The sequence below is a fragment of the Brevundimonas abyssalis TAR-001 genome (assembly GCF_000466985.1).
GTDB lineage: Bacteria > Pseudomonadota > Alphaproteobacteria > Caulobacterales > Caulobacteraceae > Brevundimonas > Brevundimonas abyssalis.
On record NZ_BATC01000064.1, the window covers coordinates 1 to 15,285 of the forward strand.

Below are 15,285 nucleotides of genomic sequence, written 5' to 3' on the forward strand. Positions count from 1 at the left end.
GCTGACGCCCAGCCCCCGGCCGCGCCGACGCCCCCGGATCGACGAGCGCCTGCTGCTGCTCCTGCGCCTGCTGCTGCTGGCCGCCCTCGCCCTGTGGCTGGCCCGGCCAGTGCTGTGGGGCGTGGAGGACGCCCGCCCGGTCATCGCCGTCGCACCCGGCCTCGATCCCGCCCCGGTCATCGAGGCGGCGCCGCGTGACGCCCGGCTCGTTTGGCTGGCCCCCGGCTTTCCCGCTCTCGGAGACGCGGCGCCCCCGGCATCCACCGGCACGGTCAGCCTCATCCGTCAGCTGGACGCTGAACTCGCTCCGGACGCTCCGCTGGATGTGGTGGTCCCACCCCTGCTGGAGGATGCCGACGCCGAGCGCCCCCGCCTGACGCGCCCCGTTACCTGGCGGGTGTCCGATCAGGCTGCCGCAGCCGAACAGCCCATGCCCGCCGCCGCCCCGGCCCTGACCGTCCGCCATTCCGCTGAAGCCCGGGACAGCGTGCGCTACGTCAGCGCGGCCGCCAGTGCCTGGTCGCCGCCGGACGCGGAGCCCGCGCTCGACGTGGCCGCCGTCGACCAGCCTCTGGGCCCGGAGACGCGCCATCTGGTCTGGCTGGCGACCGGCCCTCTGCCGGAAGCCGTCGCCGACTGGATCGAGGACGGGGGCGTCGCCCTCTTGTCCCATGACGCCCGTCTGGACCTGGACGCCCCGCCGGTCCCGGTCTGGAGCGACGCCGCCGGTCGTCCCCTCGCGACGACCGGGGTGCGCGGCCGGGGACGTGTCGTCCAGTTCACCCGCCCGCTGGAGCCGGCGGCCATGCCGCAACTGCTCGACGCGGACTTCCCCGATGCGCTGGAGCGCCTTCTGGTTCCCCCCGTGACGCCCAGCCGCGTCGCCGCCGCCGATCACGCGCCCCTGACCGGCGCGCGCGCCTACGCCCTGCCGCCTCTGGATATCCGGCCGTGGCTGGCCCTGCTGATCGCCCTGCTGTTCGCGGCGGAGCGCTGGCTCGCCACCAGCGCCAGACGGGGCGCGGCGCCATGAGCCTGCACCCGGTTCTTCGCCGCCATCAACGCGCCGTCCGCAACCGCCTCTGGCTGGAGGCGCTGGCCATCGCCCTGCCGATCGTGATGGCCTGCGGCGTCCTCGGCTGGCGCCTGTTCGGGCTGCCCGCCGCATTGGTCCTCGCCCTGGCGACGGCCGGCCTGCTCGCCCTGGCGGCCGGGCGCCGGGCGCAGTCCTGCGGCCCCAGCTGGCTCGCCGCCCGTCTCGACGCCGCCTCGCCCCGCTTCGAGGACAGCAGCGACCTGCTGTTCCAGGACTCCGCCGCCCTGCAAGGGTTCGCCGCTCTCCAGCGCCGCAGGTTGAAGCGAGGCTCGAGGAGTCGCCGGGCCTCGACCTGCGCCCCGACTGGTCGCGCCGCAGAATCGTCGGCGCCTGGCTGGCCGCCGCCATGGTGATCATGGCCGCCCTGTTCTGGCCGCAAGGCCGGGCGGCGCCGACAGAGTCCCCCAGCCCCGCTTCCGAAGCCGCCGAGCCGGACGCGCCCCGCATCACCCGCACGCGCCTTCGCATCGTGCCGCCCGGCTACACCGGCCTCCCCGCCCGCGAGCAGGCCGAACTGGACGCGCGCGTGCCCGTCGGATCCCGGGTCGAATGGCTGCTGGATGTCGCGCCCCGTCCCGACACCGTGTCCGCCGCATTCTCTGAAGGCGGCCGCCTCGCCTTCAGCCGCCGCCGCGATCGCTGGAGCGCAACGCGGGTCATGGACCAGTCCACCCTCTACCGCATCGAGGCGGACGGCATGGCGCGCCAGCGCCTGCACCGCATCGACGCCGTTGAAGACGCCCCGCCGGTCGTCAGTCTGGTCACCCCGGACAGCCAGCTCGTCCTCGCCGCCGCCGGCCAGACCACCTTCGCGCCCGTGTTCGAGGTCAGCGACGACTATGGGGTCGCCACGACCGCCGAACTCCGCATCACCCTCACCCAGGGCGAAGGCGAGGCCATCACCTCGGAAAGCCGCACCTTGACCGTTCGCGGGCGCGGCGACGGGCGCAGCAAGCGGTTCTCCGCGACCCTGAACCTGGCCCGCGAAGGACTCGTCGGCCCCGGCGACCTGATCGTCCAGCTGGTGGCGCGCGACAACCGGCGGCCCCGGAGCCAGGTCACCGAAGGCCCCAGCGTCATCCTGCGCCGGTCCGCCGCACTCGGTTCGGCCGACGGACTGGACGGCCTGCTGCGGCCGGTCATGCCCGCTTATTTCGCCAGCCAGCGCCAGATCATCATCGACGCCGAGGCCCTCGTTGCGGAACGGCGAGACCTCGAGCCCCGCCAGTTCCTGGACCGGTCGAACGGCCTCGGCGTGGATCAGGCGCGCCTGCGCCTGCGCTACGGCCAGTTCCTGGGCGAGGAGACGGAAGGCGGCGGCCTGGCCCTGCCCACCAACGACGCCCCGACCCTGCCGACCAACGACACGCCCGCGCCCGCTCCCGAGGTCCATGGCCCCGACGACGGCCATGATCATTCGGACGAGGAACTGGCGTCGTTCGGCTCGGCCGTCGATGTGCTTCGCGAATACGGCCACGCCCATGACGACGGCGACGCGGCCACCCTGTTCGATCCGGGCACGCGGTCGACCCTCGGCAACGCCCTCGACGCCATGTGGAGTTCCGAGCGGGCCCTGCGTCAGGGACGGCCCGAGGAAGCCCTGCCCTTCGCCTATCAGGCGCTGGAGTTCCTGCAGGAGGCCCAGAGGGCCGACCGCGTCTTCCTGCCGCGAACCGGCTCCGATCTGCCGCCGCTGGACATGTCCCGCCGCCTCACCGGCGACCGCGACGATATCGGCGCGCGCCTGCCGCCCGTGCAGTCCGCCAATGCAGACCCGACGCTTGAACGGGCGTGGCGCGCGCTGGATGACCGGCCCGGCGGCGGCCGTGTCGATCTGGACGGGCTGGAACGTTGGGTGCGGGGCGCTTCGGGCCGACTGGAGGATCCGCTCGGCCTGATCGCCGCCATCGACACCCTGCGCGCCGAGCCGGGTTGCAGCGACTGCCGCCGCGCCCTTCAGGCCCTTCTGTGGGACGCCATGGGCGCGACGCCGGCGCGGGTGGAGCGCCGTGAGGCGCCGAACCGCCGCGGCCGCCGCTATCTGGAAGCGCTGCAATGAGCGACGGGGGGACGACTCTGCATTGGGTGACGGCGTCCGTGATCGCAGCGGCGGTTCTGGCCGGGGCGGTGCGCCTCCTGCTCTGGCGCCGCGCGTCACGAGCCGAGGCGCCGGTCTGGCGGCTGGCCGCCCTGCTCGGCCTGCAGCTGACCGCCGCCGTTCTGCTGTACCTGACCCTCAATCCGCCGCCGACGGCCGTGGGCGCCGCCGCCCTGCGCATCGTGACCTCCGGGCAGGTCGCCGGGACGAACCCCGGCGAAATCCCGGTCGCCCTGCCGGAGTCCGATGCCCCGGCCGTCGTCCGCGTCCCCGACCTGGCGACGGCCCTGCGCCGCTTCCCGGAGGCCCGATCCGTTCGGGTCTCGGGCGACGGCCTGCCCCCCCGCGACCAGGGCGCCCTGCCCGTTCCACTCGAATACGAGCCGGGACCGGCGCCCGTGGGGCTGGTGGAATTCTCGCCGCCATCACCGGCCGCGCCCGGCGCAGGCTTCGAGGTGGGCGGCCGGGTCGGGGCCCTTGCGGCTGGGGTCGTCGAGCTCGTGGACCCCGCCGACCAGATCGTCGACCGCGCATCGGTGGAAGCGGGAGACCGCTTCCAGCTCGCCGCCTACACACGGGCGGCCGGGCTGACCCTGTTCCACCTGCGCCTGCGCAACGCCGAGGGCGCCCTGGTGGAGGAGATCGCCGTTCCCGTCGAAACGCGGGACGCCGCCGCCGTCCGCATGATGGTGCTGGCCGGCGCGCCCAACCCGGAGGTGCGCCAGATCCGGCGCTGGGCAGAGAGCGCCGAACTGGACGTCAGCCTTCAGGTCGATCTGGGGGCGGGCCTCAGGCTGGGCGACGCCGCCCCCCTCACGGCCGCCGGGCTCTCAGAGGTCGACCTGCTGGTGATCGACGACCGCCGCTGGGAGACCCTGCCCTCCCCCTCGCGCGGCGCCGTGGCTGCGGCAGTGCGTGACGGGATGGGTCTGCTGCTGCGCCCCACCGGCCCGATCGGCGGCGAGACCCGACGTCAATGGGCCTCGCTGGGCGTGTCGCTCTCCGGCACGGGGGACGCCGTCGCCCCGCCCGACGACTCCGGGGGCCTGACCCGGCTGGATCTGATCCATGGCGGTCAGGCTGCGGTCCCCATCCTGCTCGACGACCAGGAGGCGGTCACGGCCGGCTGGTCCAGCCTGGGACTCGGCCGCGTGGGGGTGGTCACCCTGGTCGACACCTACACCCTGGCCCTGACCGGCCGGCCCGAGCAGCACAGCCGGATCTGGGGGGCGGTCGTCTCCGCCCTGGCGCGCCCCGATGACCAAGCCCGTCCGGAGGTCGAGAGCCTGGCATGGTCCGGACGGCGCATGGCGGTGTGCGGTCTGCAGGACGAGGGTCGGGTCATCGACCCGTCAGGGACCGCGCGAGGCCTGATCATTGACCCGAAGGCCGGCGGCCGACGCTGCGCCGCCTGGTGGCCGGACACCGCCGGATGGCATGTGGCCGTGGATGATCGGGATCAGCAAACCCCCTTCTACGTGCACCCCGCCGATGCGGCCTCATCGCTGCTTCGCGCCGCAGACCGCCAGGCCACACTGGACATGGCGTCCGCCACGCCGGACGCAGACGCGCGCGCCCGGAGACACGTCGCGGGATCGCCCTGGCCCTGGTTCACCGGCCTGCTGGCCTTGCTGGCCCTGCTGTGGTGGCTGGAACGGCGCAGGCCCCGGCAGGATTAGGTTGCGGGGTCGTCAGGCGCGGACAGGAGAGGGATCGGCCGGCTGCCCATCTCCCACCGCCTCTTCGTCCTTCAGGGCGAGCACGAGGCTGCAGTGCGCGCCTTCCGGCGGGAACTGGATCTGCGCCCGGCCGCCCTGTTCGGTCGCGAAGGTCTGACGGATCAGCCGCGTGCCGAACCCTTCACGCTTCGGAGGGGTGACCACGGGTCCGCCGCTTTCTCTCCACAACAGGGTCAGAAAACGCTCCCCTTCCCCGTTGTGGGCCAGGTTCCAGTCAATGGTGACCCGGCCGTCGGGCGTGCTGAGGGCGCCGTATTTCGCCGCATTGGTCGCCAGCTTATGGCAGGCCAGCGATACGCTCACCGCCTGTGAGGGGTGCAGGCGCACCGGCGGGCCCTCCATCCGGATCGGCGACGGATCCCGCTCGTAGGGCGCCAGCACCTCGCAGATCAGCGTCCGGAGATCGGCGCCGGCCCAGTTTTCGTTCACCAGCACATTGTGGGCGTGGGACAGGGCGATCAGGCGGTTGGCGAGCCCGTCGCGGACCGGCTTGTCCACCCCGGCCGCCCGCAGCCCCTGTTCGGCGATCGACTGAACCGTCGCCAGGGTGTTCTTCACCCGGTGGTTCAGTTCGTTCAGCAGAAGCACCCGTTGCTCCTCCGCCTGCTTGGCGGCCGTCTCGTCGCGGAAGATCTTCGCCAGGACGCCGCCGACGCCCAGGTCCACGGTGACGCCGTTGCCCCAGAACAGACTGCCGTCCTTGCGCTGGTGCCAGCGGCTGTCTTCAGCCCGGCCTTCACGCAGCGCGGTGTCGATCTCGGCCCGGGGCATGCCGGCCGCCTGGTCCGCCGGCGTGAACAGTTCGGCGAAGTCCATGCCCAGCGCGTCCTTGCGGGTGTAGCCGGTGATGGCCTCGGCTCCGGCGGCCCACGCCGTGATGTGGCCGTCGGGCGCCAGGCCGATGATGCCGTGGCTCCGGACATTCTCGATGATGAGCCGTGCGAGCGAGATGTCGTTGAGGGGCATGGTCGGTCCTTCGATGCACAGTTCAAACGATGAACTCGCATCGAGGGTCCGCTTCCGCGCGAATATAGCGTCTGCCGGGCCTGTCCGTGGGGCGGTCGCCGCCGCCGTCGGCTGAAAAGGGCGGCTCCTACCCCCGTCGCCCGCCGCACGCCCGCGTTGGGGGCATGGGCGCCCCGGTTGCGACGATCAGCGCGTCCTCGACCAGCCCGCTGCGGGTCTGCCCCCTCAACCGCGACGGGCGAAGGACGTTCACCTCCCTGCCCTCACAATGTTCACCAGAAGCGTTTGCGGGCGAAGGCGTGGTCCTATCCGGCGACGGCGGTTCCATTGAACGGCATACCGGCTGAGGTGAAGTCTCAGGAGCCTCGCGAGTCGCGGGCGATGGGTCCGATCGGGCCCCTCTCGGGTGATGGTGAGGGAAAATGAAAGGCATTCTTCCGGCCTGAAGCCAAGCTACTCGAATGCCACGCGGCAAGATCACCTAAAACGTCGCCGCTTACCGCTTCCGAACTCTTTTGCAAGTTCCTCGAATTCCACGAAAAGCTGATCATTATGGAACTCTTTTCGTAGCTTGTTCACAAATGGCCAAGCGGCAGTCCACACCAACTGGACCGTCTTCCTGTTCCATCTCTTGAAAATATCGTAATCAATGATTTTGTGCTGAATACCAAGCGATACAAGCTCAAAGTGATTGAGATAAAGGCGAATATACCGCGCATTCTTGGTGTGAGCACTAGACCGATCGGCATACTTGATCAGTTCGCCGTTTGCCTCGATTTCCAAGAAGGTCTTCTTGGCGTGTAAGAAGTCCTGATCGAACTCCATTTTCGCCAAGTGATTGAGGGTGGCTTGAGCGCGTGCCGTCTGCCTCTGCATGCAGATGGCGACCATAGCGACCGCGATCGCGCCCACGGTGACTAGTCCAGCAATATAACCGACGTGCAAAGCAACTTCAGCCTGCGACGTCTCGTCGACCCCCATCCAATCGGCAGGGCCAAACGCAGCACCCCAAAGCATGACGAGTGCCGGGATGCCCGTGATTGCTGCAATTACTAGGTAGGGTCGCCACATACCTCCACCATATGGTGAAGCTTTATGTCTGGCAATATCCGCGTTCTTTGAACGTGCGGATTAGGGTTCTTATAGGAAGCCCTCGCGAGCGATCAGGAAGCCCTCGCGAGCGATCAGGAAACCTTCGCGGGCAATCAAGAAGCCCTCTTTTTCAACAGTCACACGCATCTTGTTCTCCGTAACCATAACCCCCTGTAGAGGCTGAGGCTCCCTAAGTGTGGCAATAACGCAACGAAGCGCCAGCCAGAATGACGCGATTCTCCCCGACTGTATGGCCCCAGGGAGATTAACATCGCCTTGCTGGCAATGCTCCCATTCCGTTCAGGGAGCTACGTCCCCAAACACTCCTCAGGCGAGTCAGTAGATCCGCAAAATGATCGGCCTCCGCGTTGCCGCGAAGGCCGTAGAGCGCGCCCACAAGAGCCATCCAGCCCTCAGGTCGCGATTTCACTATATCGGCTCGACAAATGAGCGCGTCAAGTACTACTGCCTTGCCCTCTCAGGCCACGGAGAGCGTCCCCGCCGCCGGGAGCGTGGACCTTTGCGCTCCGAGTGGCACTATTGCCTCAGCCCGAGTCCCCTCCCCGACGAACCGGGTTCGCGCTAACGTCGCACCATGTGCAACCTCTACAGCATCCGTAAAGGCCCGGCTGCCATTCTGGACTTGGCTCGCGTCATGCCGAACGATGGGGGCGGGGCACTAGTGAGATGAAGGCGTGGAAGTACGTGAAACCCGAATATGCGCCGGGCGCGCTGAGGGGTGTGTTCAGCATAGGTACGCCGCTCGACTACGCGAAGCTGGACGATGATCAGGCCGACGAACTGGATAGCGCCCGCAGGCGGACAATCACCGCCCTGACGATCACAGATTCAGAGGATCCCGCCCAAGCCGCAGCGATGGGAACCGCTCGCTCCATGGGGATTCGACTAAACGGGGTCCGAGGCGATTTCACCTTCAAGAATTTTTCGATCACGCGCCGAGTTCATGGCCACGCTCTCTGCCTGTGCCGCGACCCTGGGAACCCGTCTTTTGGCGAGAAGACGGCAATAATCGAAATCGCTGATGCTCACCTGCTTGGCACGTTGCTGCACCTCAATAACAGGGTACTGAATAGCCACTGTTCAAGCGGACCGGTTTCATACGAAGATGTCGATGTAGAAGCGCAGGCTACGAACGACGACCCGCCGGACCCGTTCATTAAGGGGCGCCGGTTCCAGTGCGAAAACGAGCTTCGAATCTTCTGGCCCGGTCGATCTGCAAAGCCGTTCTTGTCGGCACCATTCTCCCCGCCGGAGGGTATGCTGACGTGGATTAATCCCTAGCGGCGCCACTGGTTAGCATCACTCGCTGAAGTTCAGGTTCTCCTAGTGTTCGGCCTTACCGAAGGTTAGGCCGCCTATGGCGATCCTGAAGGACGCTTCGGCTTCTTCCTGAGTGGCTCCGGAAAATACGACCGCCTCCGTGGCGAGCTCGCCGATCTGCGCGACCATGTTCAATAGGTCTTCGCGACCAAAGCTATCAGGCGACTCCACAACGATGCCGGAGACGGCAGCGATCTGGTTCAGGCGCTCCAGCAGGCCAGTGTATGGCGCGCTCTCGATCGTACGGCCAGGCAGCGTCGACTCTGACATTAGCTTCTCCAACTAGGGGTTCCCATCATGGCCATCGGTCTTCAGGGCGAAGATGGGTCAGAGGCCCTGGTGGCGGAGTCTGTCCATCACGGCCTGACCTGCTTGGGCTCGCCGAGCCATCTCCGAGATCGGCTCAAGAAGGCGGTTGGTTTCTGCCTGTTGCTCAACCATCATTTCCAGCAGTTCGACCATTCGCGCTTCAGTAGCGCTCGGCTGATCGTCAGACATTCAATTTCTCCTTGAGGATGGCGCGGACAGCACCCGCCCGCTTGGTGTGACCGTTCTCAGCCATCCAGATGTCCAGCGCGGCAATTTCGGGATCATGAAGCCGGACGCCAATCGTGTGCCCGCGCCCCGTGGCCGGTCTCCCCATCTTTTTGGCTAGCTTTTTCTCTTGCTCAGTCATCACCGTTAATGCTAGCAATAAGTCAGTCAGGCCGAGGGGAAGCGCGAACTTCCACCCCGGCCCTAACCGAAACCCGATCGCCCCACTGATTCCGGCGACGCCTGAACGGGTTCTTCTTCACGCCATCGTTCGGCAGTTGAGTCCGAAGGCCTATACGCGGCTGATGACCGACCTGTCGTTCCAAAGAGAGCAAGGCTCCGTTTATGCGCTTTGTGCGCTCCTGATAGGCACGGAGCGATATTGACGAACCGGCACCCTTTGTTGGGGCACAAGTTAGGGCTACGCCTAGCCTCTACTCCTAAACGTCTGTTTCTCATGAGTTTTTAAGGGGGAATGGCGGAGACGGAGGGATTCGAACCCTCGGTACCCCTTACAGGGTACGACGATTTAGCAAACCGTTGCCTTCAGCCACTCGGCCACGTCTCCGGTTCGGCTCCGATAGCGGCTCGGGCGCGCCGACGCAATCCGGGTTTGCGACGTTAACGCGAAATCCACGGCGGAATGGTTGGATGACGGCCTGACCAGAATGGCCGCCATGCTCTCGACCCAGACCAGACCAGACGACGCGCCCACCGATGCGGCGCCCGCGACCCTCGACGCCGCCGGGCTTCAGGCCTTGGCCTCGGGCGCCGTGGCGCGTGGGGCGGGCAAGACTGACGCCCGCGCCCGCCGCGGCCCCTTCCGGCCCGAAGTCTGGCTGAACGCCCGCCAGCGCCACGCCTCGCGCCTCGCCGCCCACTGGTTCCGAAGCTTCGACGCCCTCGCCGTCATCGCCCTGACCCTGGCGTGCGCCGCCGCGGCCAGTCCCTCGGGCCTGATCAGCGCACCCCTGTCCCTTGTCCTGCCGTTCGCGGTCGGCGCCGTGGCCCTGCTGGCGGCGCTGAAGGCGTCCGGCGTCTACGGCTTCTCCCGCAACCGCCGTCTGGTGGTGCACATGGGCCTGGTCAGCGCCTCGGTGGCCGGCGCCGGCCTGATCGCCGTCGTGCTGGCCGCCCTCCTCGCGCCCGCCCCCACGATCGGCCCGGTGCTGGTGTGGAGCGGACTGAACCTGATCGTGCTGTACGGCCTGCACATGGCCTGGTGCGACCGGGTCCGGGGCTGGCGCGCCGACGGAACCCTGACCCCCAATGTGGTGGTGGTGGGCGCCACCAAACACGCCGAAAAGCTGATCCGCGAGGCCCTCCAGCGCCGCGACCTGAACGTGCTGGGCGTGTTCGACGACCGCCTGGCCCGCGCCCCCGACAGCGTCGAGGGCGTGCCGGTGCTGGGCGACACCGAGGCCCTGCTGACCCATCGCATGACGCCCTATGTGGACCACATTATCCTGGCCGTGGATCCCGCCGCGCGCGAGCGGGTGCGTGACCTGATGCGCCGCCTCGGCGGCCTGCCCAACGAGGTCACCCTGCTGGTGGATCCCAAGGCGGCCGAAGACCGCAACGCCGCCCTGGAGAAGCTGGCCCGCGCGCCGCTGGCCTCTCTCAGCAACCCCGACCCCGACCGCGCCGCCTTCAACAAGCGGCTGCAGGATCTGATCATCGGCGGGCTGATGCTGATCGGCCTCATGCCGGTGCTCGCCGTGGTCGCCCTGGTGGTGCGTCTGGACAGCCCTGGCCCGATCCTGTTCCGCCAGCGTCGCCACGGCTTCAACAACGAAGAGATCGTGGTGTGGAAATTCCGCAGCATGCGCCACGAGGCCGCCGACGCCACCGCCTCCCGTCAGGTCACCGCCGACGACGACCGCATCACCCGCGTGGGCCGGTTCCTGCGCGCCACCAGTCTCGATGAGCTGCCCCAGCTGATCAATGTGCTGAAGGGCGAGATGTCCCTGGTCGGCCCCCGCCCCCACGCCATCGGCATGAAGACCGGCCAGATCGAGTCCGCCCGCCTCGTGGCCGAATACGCCCACCGTCACCGCATCAAGCCGGGCATGACCGGCTGGGCCGCCATCAAGGGCTCGCGCGGCCCCCTGCACACCGCCGCCGAGGTGCGCCGCCGGGTGCAGCTGGACGTGGACTATGTGGAGCGCAGTCCTTCTGGCTGGACCTGTGGATCATGGCGGTCACCGTGCCCGTGCTGCTGGGCGACCGCGTGGCTGTACGCTGATGTTCTGGCGCGGCGTCTGGGGCTATCTGCCCGCCAACATCGTGCAGGGCGTGGTGGGCTTTCTGGCCATCGTGGTCTTCACCCGCCTGCTCAGCCCCGAGGATTTCGGCCGCTACGCCCTGGCCTATTCGGTGTTCACCCTGGCCCATGTGGCGGTGTTCACCTGGCTGGAGGCGGCCATGGCCCGCTACTGGGCCGCCGAGACGCCCGAGACCGGCCTCGCCGACCATTTCGCCAGCCTGTACCGCGCCGCCTTCTGGCTGTCCGCCGCCTTCATTCCGCTGGTCATCCTCGGCCTCATGCTGTGGCCGGTGGAGCCGGCGTTCCGTCTGGCCTTGGGCGTCGCCCTGATCGGCGTGCCCGTCCGCAGCCTCGCCAAGCTGGCGCAGGAGCGGTACCGCGCCTCGGGCGAGGTCGGGAAAGCGGCGGGCCTCGACATGGCCACCGTCGTCGGCGGCTTCCTGATCGGCGTCATCTTCGCCCTGGCCGGTCTGGGCGGCGCCGCCCCCCTGCTGGGCCTGCTGCTCGCGCCCCTGTTCGCCCTGCCCTTCATCCTGCCCGGCGAGCTGAAGCACGCCCGCGGCGGGCGGCCCGACCCGGCCCGGCTCAAGCGCTACGCCACCTTCGGCTATCCCATCGCCGCGTCCCTGATCCTCTCGCTGGTGCTGGCCTCCACCGACCGCTTCCTGCTGGCGGTGTTCATGAACGAGGCGGCGGTGGGCGCCTATCATGCGGGCTATTCCATCGCCAACCGCACCCTGGACGTCATGTTCATCTGGCTGGGCGCCGCCGGCGCGCCCGCCATGGTCATGGCGCTGGAGCGGGGCGGCCGCGAGGCCCTCCAGACCGCCGCCCGCGAACAGGCGGGCCTGTTCGTCCTGGTCGGCCTGCCCGCCGCCGTCGGCGTCATGCTGGTGGCCCGGTCGCTGGCCGAAGTGCTGATCGGTCAGGACCTGCGCTCCGCCGCCGCCCTCATCACCCCCTGGATCGCCCTCGGCGCGGCCCTGTCCGGGGTGACGGTCTACTACTTCAACCAGGTCTTCACCCTCGGCCACCGCACCGACCGCATGCTGCTGACCATGGCGGTCCCGGCCGTGGCCAACGTCATCCTCAACCTGATTCTGATCCCCCGCTTCGGCGTGCTGGGCGCGGCCTGGGCCACGGCGGCCAGCTTCGCCCTCGGCCTGCTCGCCTCCATCCTCATCGGCCGCACCGTCATGCGCCTGCCCATCCCGTGGGAGGCCCTGATCCGCTGCGGCGTCGCCTGCGCCGTCATGGCGGGCTTGGTCTCCCTGATCCCGGCCGTGGGCGGCCCCGTGGAGCTGATCGCCAAGGCGGCCATCGGCGGCGCGGTCTACGCCGTCGTCGCCATCACCCTCAACGCCGCCGGGGTGCGCGACACCGGCCGCCGCCTCCTCAACGCCTACCGAACCCGGGGAGCCGAAGCATGAGCCGCACCGTCGCCAACGCCCGCTGGCGGGGCAAGCGCCCGGCCCTGTCGGTGCTGATCCCCTTCTACCGGGACGACCCCTGCGACCTGCTGCGCGACCTCAACGACGAGGCGGGCCAGGTCGGCCGCTCGGTGGAGGTCATCGTCCTGTCGGACGGCGGCGGCGACGCCGATCTGGTCGCCCGCGTCGAGGCCGTCATCAAGGCCATGGCCCTGCCCGCCCGCCTGATCGACCTGAAACGGAACGAGGGCCGCTCGAAAGGCCGAAACCGTCTGGCCGCCGCCGCCCGGGGCGGCAGTTTCCTGTTTCTGGACAGCGACATGCGGCCGGATCATCGCCGCTTTCTTCAGGCCTGGGCCGATCTGGCGGCCCACGAGGATCCCCCCGTGGCCTTCGGCGGCTTCTCCCTGCTGCAGGCCCCGGACGAGCCCCGCTTCGCCGTCCACCGGGCCCTCGCCACCCGGTCCGAATGCGTCCCCTATCAGGAGCGCGCCCGCCAGCCGGAAAAGTACGTCTACACCTCCAACCTGCTGGTCCGCCGCGACGTGTTCGCGGCCGAGGCCTTCGACAGCGCCTTCACCGGCTGGGGCTGGGAGGATGTGGAGTGGGCCATGCGCGTGTCGCGCCGGTTCCGCGTGGTCCATCTGGACAATCCGGCCACCCACATGGGTCTGGACACCGCCGAGGCCCTCGCCGCCAAATACGAACAGTCTGCGCCCAATTTCGCCCGGGTGGTGGCCCGCCACCCCGACATCGTCTCCACCTACCCCAGCTACAAGGCCGCCCGCCTGCTCAAGCGCGCGCCGGGCATGGGCCTGGCCCGGCCCTTGCTGAAGACCGTGGCGATGACCGACTGGCTGCCCGCCGGGCCGCGCGCCTTCTCGCTGCGGCTCTACCGGGCCGCCCTCTATGCGGAGGCCGTCTGATGCAGCAACCCCAGGCCCAGCCCTACAACGCCGACTCCAGCCTGTTCGGCAAGGTGCGCCGCCGCGTCGTGCGCCTCATGCATCGCCGCCCCGCCCGCCTGTCCCACACCGGGCCGGTGGTCAGCTTCACCTTCGACGATGTGCCGATTTCGGGCGCCGAGGCGGGCGCCGCCATTCTCGAAAAGGCCGGAGCGCGCGGCACTTACTATGTCTGCGCCGGCCTGTTCGATCAGCCGGGCGACATGGGCCGCTACGCCAATACCGCCGAGATCGCGCGCCTGGCCGAGGCGGGTCACGAGATCGCCTGCCACACCCATTCCCATCTGGACTGCGGCCTGGCCGATGAAGCCGCCATCGGCGCCGACGCCGACCGCAATGCCGGGGCCCTGACCGCCTTCGGCGCGCGCCCCCGCCATTTCGCCTACCCCTACGGCGAGGTCTCGCCCCAGGCCAAGAAGGCGCTGAAGGCCCGCTACAGCTCCCTGCGCGCCGTGCACTCGGGCACCGTCAGGGACGGCTCGGACCTGAACCAGCTGCCCGCCGTGGGCATCGAGGGCGAGGACGGCGAGGCCGAGGCCATGCGCTGGATCGACCGGGCGGTGGATCAGGGCGCCTGGGTCATCCTCTACACCCACGACGTGCGCGACAATCCGTCGAAATACGGCTGCACCCCCGCCGCGCTGGCGCGCATCGTCGCCCACGCCCAGGCGCGCGGAGCCGCCATCCGGACGGTGGGCGAGGTGCTGTCGTGACCGCCGATGTCGCCGTCATCGTCCCCACCCTGCGCCGCCCCGACAGTCTGGAGCGCGCCCTGCGCTCCCTGTTCGCCCAGGAGCGGGTCGCCGACCGGGTGTGCGAGATCGTCATCGCCGACAACGACCCGGAGGCTCCGCCCGCGACCGCGTCGAGGCCCTGCGCGGCCACAGCCCCTGGCCGCTGGTCTATGTCCATGTGCCCACGCCCGGCGTGGCCACGGCGCGCAACGCGGCCCTCGGCGCCACCGACGCCTCCCTGATCGCTTTCCTCGACGACGACGAGGCCGCGGCCCCCGACTGGCTGGCGCGCATCCTTTCAGCGCACGAAGCCTCCGGCGCCGACGTCACCTTCAGTCCCATCCACGGTCGCGCCGAGGGCGCGCCTGCTTGGCTCAAACCCTATCTGGAGCGCTTCTTCGGCCGCGAGGGACCGGTCGGAAGCGGCCTGATCGACCAGTCGTTCGGCTGCGGCGCCTCCCTGATGACCCGCGCCACCGCCCTGCCCGGCGCCGCGCCGTTTGACGTTTCGGCGGATCAGTCGGGCGGCGAGGACGACGCCCTCTTCGCGGCGCTTGCTGCGCGCGGCGGTCGCTTCGGCTGGGCCGCCGACGCCTGGGTCGAGGAGTTCGCCCCGCCCCACCGCGCCACCCTGCGCTACGCCCTGACCCGCGCCTTCGCCTACGGCCAGGGCCCGTCCCAGACGGCGGCCAAGGAAAAGAACTGGCCCGCCCTCGCCCGCTGGATGATCGTCGGCGCCGCCCAGACCGCCGTGTTCGGCATCGCCGCCCTGGTCATGACCCTGATCGGCCACTCCCGCCGCGCCTTCTGGATGGACCGCGCCGTCCGCGGCCTCGGCAAGCTCGCCTGGATGCCCGGCCTCGAACCCCAATTCTACGGCGCCAGCGAACTCAAACGCCTCAACCGGGCCTGAGCACTCCGCCCCCCTCCAACACCGTCATCGCCGGGCTTGTCCCGGCGATCCATACGCTCGGACAGATCAAGCGCGCGCCGCACAGCCCGTGATCATGGATTCCGGCCACAA

The 15,285-nt window shown here is 69.3% G+C and carries 15 protein-coding genes, 1 tRNA gene and 1 pseudogene; 11 read left to right on the top strand and 6 right to left on the bottom strand.

What is annotated here, in order from left to right:
- From MBEBAB_RS12655 to MBEBAB_RS12665, 4 genes are all read left to right on the top strand, one after another.
- Positions 1-1,033: membrane protein (locus MBEBAB_RS12655; RefSeq protein WP_045319340.1), on the top strand; the 1,033-nt coding region annotated here is incomplete at its 5' end.
- A complete protein-coding gene (locus tag MBEBAB_RS17745) occupies positions 1,030-1,449 on the top strand; it encodes a hypothetical protein (RefSeq protein ID WP_021698390.1) in 420 nt (139 codons plus the stop codon). The genes MBEBAB_RS12655 and MBEBAB_RS17745, both read left to right, overlap by 4 nt.
- Positions 1,443-3,155 carry a DUF4175 family protein gene (locus MBEBAB_RS12660; protein ID WP_021698391.1) on the top strand — a complete coding sequence of 571 codons (1,713 nt, stop codon included), beginning with the start codon at positions 1,443-1,445 and terminating at the stop codon, positions 3,153-3,155. Before MBEBAB_RS17745 ends, MBEBAB_RS12660 begins: the two co-directional genes overlap by 7 nt.
- Positions 3,152-4,873 carry an amino acid adenylation domain-containing protein gene (locus MBEBAB_RS12665; protein ID WP_045319341.1) on the top strand — a complete coding sequence of 574 codons (1,722 nt, stop codon included), beginning with the start codon at positions 3,152-3,154 and terminating at the stop codon, positions 4,871-4,873. The genes MBEBAB_RS12660 and MBEBAB_RS12665 overlap by 4 nt, the downstream gene beginning before the upstream one ends.
- A 12-nt stretch (positions 4,874-4,885) precedes the next feature.
- Here MBEBAB_RS12665 and MBEBAB_RS12670 read toward each other — a convergent pair whose 3' ends face one another.
- Positions 4,886-5,899 (bottom strand): sensor histidine kinase, encoded by a 1,014-nt coding sequence (locus MBEBAB_RS12670; protein ID WP_021698393.1) that lies wholly within the window; start codon positions 5,897-5,899, stop codon positions 4,886-4,888.
- A gap of 477 nt (positions 5,900-6,376) precedes the next feature.
- Positions 6,377-6,970: a DUF4760 domain-containing protein gene (locus MBEBAB_RS12675; RefSeq protein WP_045319342.1), complete on the bottom strand. Its 594-nt coding sequence runs from the start codon at positions 6,968-6,970 to the stop codon at positions 6,377-6,379.
- 726 nt (positions 6,971-7,696) lie between these two features.
- On the opposite strand from MBEBAB_RS12675, the gene MBEBAB_RS12680 reads away from it, so the two are divergent.
- Positions 7,697-8,293, top strand: coding sequence for a hypothetical protein (locus MBEBAB_RS12680; RefSeq protein ID WP_148291550.1), 597 nt, complete (start codon positions 7,697-7,699; stop codon positions 8,291-8,293).
- Positions 8,294-8,335: 42 nt separating this feature from the next.
- On the opposite strand, the gene MBEBAB_RS12685 is transcribed toward MBEBAB_RS12680, so the two are convergent.
- The 4 genes from MBEBAB_RS12685 to MBEBAB_RS12695 all read right to left on the bottom strand — a co-directional run bounded on the left by MBEBAB_RS12685 (position 8,336) and on the right by MBEBAB_RS12695 (position 9,434).
- Positions 8,336-8,602: a hypothetical protein gene (locus tag MBEBAB_RS12685; protein ID WP_148291551.1), complete on the bottom strand. Its 267-nt coding sequence runs from the start codon at positions 8,600-8,602 to the stop codon at positions 8,336-8,338.
- 57 nt (positions 8,603-8,659) lie between these two features.
- The gene (locus MBEBAB_RS16600) at positions 8,660-8,830 is read right to left on the bottom strand and encodes a hypothetical protein (RefSeq protein ID WP_158332147.1); all 171 of its coding nucleotides are present in this window, start codon (positions 8,828-8,830) and stop codon (positions 8,660-8,662) included.
- On the bottom strand, positions 8,823-9,008 hold the full coding sequence (locus MBEBAB_RS12690) for a hypothetical protein (protein WP_045319345.1): 186 nt from the start codon (positions 9,006-9,008) through the stop codon (positions 8,823-8,825). Before MBEBAB_RS12690 ends, MBEBAB_RS16600 begins: the two co-directional genes overlap by 8 nt.
- A gap of 334 nt (positions 9,009-9,342) precedes the next feature.
- A tRNA-Ser gene (locus tag MBEBAB_RS12695) sits at positions 9,343-9,434 on the bottom strand.
- Positions 9,435-9,543: 109 nt separating this feature from the next.
- On the opposite strand from MBEBAB_RS12695, the pseudogene MBEBAB_RS15840 reads away from it, so the two are divergent.
- The 6 genes and pseudogenes from MBEBAB_RS15840 to MBEBAB_RS12720 form a co-directional block, all read left to right on the top strand.
- Positions 9,544-10,974: pseudogene (locus MBEBAB_RS15840) on the top strand (exopolysaccharide biosynthesis polyprenyl glycosylphosphotransferase); the annotation flags it as partial.
- A gap of 136 nt (positions 10,975-11,110) precedes the next feature.
- Positions 11,111-12,562: an oligosaccharide flippase family protein gene (locus MBEBAB_RS12705; RefSeq protein WP_021698399.1), complete on the top strand. Its 1,452-nt coding sequence runs from the start codon at positions 11,111-11,113 to the stop codon at positions 12,560-12,562.
- Positions 12,559-13,488: a glycosyltransferase family 2 protein gene (locus MBEBAB_RS12710; RefSeq protein ID WP_021698400.1), complete on the top strand. Its 930-nt coding sequence runs from the start codon at positions 12,559-12,561 to the stop codon at positions 13,486-13,488. The genes MBEBAB_RS12705 and MBEBAB_RS12710 overlap by 4 nt, the downstream gene beginning before the upstream one ends.
- A complete protein-coding gene (locus MBEBAB_RS12715; protein WP_021698401.1) occupies positions 13,488-14,240 on the top strand; it encodes a polysaccharide deacetylase family protein in 753 nt (250 codons plus the stop codon). Before MBEBAB_RS12710 ends, MBEBAB_RS12715 begins: the two co-directional genes overlap by 1 nt.
- Positions 14,237-14,503 (top strand): glycosyltransferase family 2 protein, encoded by a 267-nt coding sequence (locus MBEBAB_RS17750; RefSeq protein WP_242397170.1) that lies wholly within the window; start codon positions 14,237-14,239, stop codon positions 14,501-14,503. The genes MBEBAB_RS12715 and MBEBAB_RS17750 overlap by 4 nt, the downstream gene beginning before the upstream one ends.
- Complete coding sequence (locus MBEBAB_RS12720) at positions 14,440-15,174, top strand: glycosyltransferase (protein ID WP_242397171.1); 735 nt, start codon at positions 14,440-14,442, stop codon at positions 15,172-15,174. The genes MBEBAB_RS17750 and MBEBAB_RS12720 overlap by 64 nt, the downstream gene beginning before the upstream one ends.
- Positions 15,175-15,285 lie beyond the last annotated feature (111 nt).